General features: G+C 38.2%; 3 protein-coding genes. All 3 read left to right on the top strand.

Annotation, left to right across the window (positions count from 1 at the left end; translation table 11 throughout):
- Positions 1 to 39: 39 nt before the first annotated feature.
- The 3 genes from RRG12_RS43560 to RRG12_RS43550 are packed head-to-tail and all read left to right on the top strand — an operon-like array spanning position 40 to position 1,889.
- Positions 40 to 1,122, top strand: a complete 1,083-nt coding sequence (locus RRG12_RS43560) for a glycosyl transferase (RefSeq protein ID WP_420760269.1) — start codon at positions 40 to 42, stop codon at positions 1,120 to 1,122.
- 27 nt (positions 1,123 to 1,149) lie between these two features.
- Positions 1,150 to 1,668 carry a hypothetical protein gene (locus RRG12_RS43555; RefSeq protein ID WP_420760270.1) on the top strand — a complete coding sequence of 173 codons (519 nt, stop codon included), beginning with the start codon at positions 1,150 to 1,152 and terminating at the stop codon, positions 1,666 to 1,668.
- The gene (locus RRG12_RS43550; protein WP_420760271.1) at positions 1,665 to 1,889 is read left to right on the top strand and encodes a hypothetical protein; all 225 of its coding nucleotides are present in this window, start codon (positions 1,665 to 1,667) and stop codon (positions 1,887 to 1,889) included. Before RRG12_RS43555 ends, RRG12_RS43550 begins: the two co-directional genes overlap by 4 nt.
- Positions 1,890 to 1,992 lie beyond the last annotated feature (103 nt).

Genomic DNA, 1,992 nt, shown 5'->3' with positions numbered 1-1,992 from the left:
AATCTAAAATCCAAAATGTGAATAATTTCTAACTTTAAAATGGAACGCCCAATCTTATACTTAGCCATAACTAACCACGGCTTTGGTCATGCTACCCGCACGGCTTCTGTAGCTGCGACAATTCAAAAATTATGCCCAGAAGTTCTACTAATTCTGGTGAGTACTGCCCCACGCTGGTTGCTAGAGTGCTATATACAAGGCGATTTTATCTATCGTCCCCGTGCATTTGATTTGGGTGTGGTGCAAACGGATAGTTTGACAATGGATAAAGCAGCGACTTTAGAAAAGTTGCTCGATATTAAGAAGCATCAAAATTCGCTGATTGCTTCGGAAGTAAATTTTATCCGCCAAAATCGCGTTAATCTCATCTTGGCAGATATTCCTTTCCTAGCTCCTGGGTTTGCCAAAGCTGCAAATATTCCCTGCTGGATGATGAGTAACTTTGGCTGGGACTTTATCTACCGAGATTGGGGAGGCGAATTTACCGCAGTTGCAGATTGGATTAGTGATGGGTACTCAAAGTGCGATCGCTTGTTTCGTCTCCCCTTCCATGAACCAATGCCAGCTTTTAACAATATCACAGATGTCGGCTTAACAGGCGGTTCCCCTCGTTACTCTGCTGATGATTTACGTTCTCTTTGGGGAATAACTGCACCAGTCGAAAAAACTATTTTGTTGACCTTTGGTGGCTTGGGTTTACAGCAAATCCCCTACGATAATCTGCGTCTATTCCCCGATTGGCAATTTATTGTCTTTGATCAATCTGCTCCTGATTTACCTAATTTAGTGAAAATTGATGACCGCAAATACCGCCCTGTAGATTTTATGCCTATTTGTGCGCGAGTCGTCTCTAAACCTGGTTACAGTACTTTTTCTGAAGCCACATTATTAGGAGTACCGATTGTTACTATACCGCGTGAGGATTTTGCCGAAGCAGCTTTTCTAGTAGAAGGCATAACTAATTATAATCAGCATCAAATCATTACCCCATCTGACTTTTTTCAAGGGGATTGGGATTTTCTCCATGAGTTACCTCAACCACCAAAGCAATCTCAACCAATTGCTAAAGATGGTAATGAAGCGATCGCTAAAGCTGTTATTAATTATTTGCAGACGAAATAAAGTTATTCAAAATACAATCAATTAATAATGGAATCTCCAACAATAGATAAAGAAACTTTAGAATTGGCCGCCCAAGATGTACGTCGAGTGATTGAAAGGCAAAAAGAAGAACGGCAGATTTTAATCACCCAAATGAACATTCTATTTGTGACAAACAGCGCCATACTAAGTTTTCTAACAATATCCAGATTGATTACTATATTTAGTATCTTCAGTGCGTTAGAAATATTGTTATTCTCCATCAATTTTCTGCTACTAATCTGGGCTTTATTACCACGTAAGTTTTTTGTCAGCCCCAATCTCGAAAAAAGCGAAGAAAATGAAGGAAAACTAAAATTTCCAGAGGATTATTTGACGTTTACACCTCAAGAATATAATTTACAGATGTTAGCTGACTTCAGAGAGACTTATAATAATAACCAGAAGCAAGTAGATGATATATCCCTTGCCTTGAAATATGCTACTGGTGTTACCGCTGGAATTGCTGTGGTTTCTTTGTTACATCAAGTAACAGTTTATTTCATTCCTGAACTACAAAAATTATGAATACCAACCAAGATGATACAACATCTTCTAAAAAGAGTGTACAACTACCAGAGCCAAACATAGATAACATTACAGCTTTATCTCACAATCTACCTAATACGCCTATCATCCCCGATGTCATAAAAGAGTCTGTAAATGCGGTGTTAAGCCTCTTTAGAAGAAGACATACTAAGTCAAGCGATCAACCAACGAGAGAACAACAACCAAATCAAGCAGATTGAACTGCTAATTAGATTTTACTGTCATCAATAATTACTGTTTTAAATGAGCCACTACCAAAAGTTACTGAGAATTTCTACTACTGGTAAATCTTTTTACAATATC

It is taken from the genome of Nostoc sp. CALU 546 (assembly GCF_048836525.1).
The sequence above is the reverse complement of the archived record's forward strand: the minus strand, read 5'-3'. Positions and strand labels throughout refer to the sequence as shown.

Bases quoted from the DNA above. Each gene is read 5' to 3' on its own strand.
- RRG12_RS43560 (WP_420760269.1), top strand. From the start codon at position 40: ATGGAACGCCCAATCTTATACTTAGCCATAACTAACCACGGCTTTGGT.
- RRG12_RS43555 (WP_420760270.1), top strand. From the start codon at position 1,150: ATGGAATCTCCAACAATAGATAAAGAAACTTTAGAATTGGCCGCCCAA.
- RRG12_RS43550 (WP_420760271.1), top strand. From the start codon at position 1,665: ATGAATACCAACCAAGATGATACAACATCTTCTAAAAAGAGTGTACAA.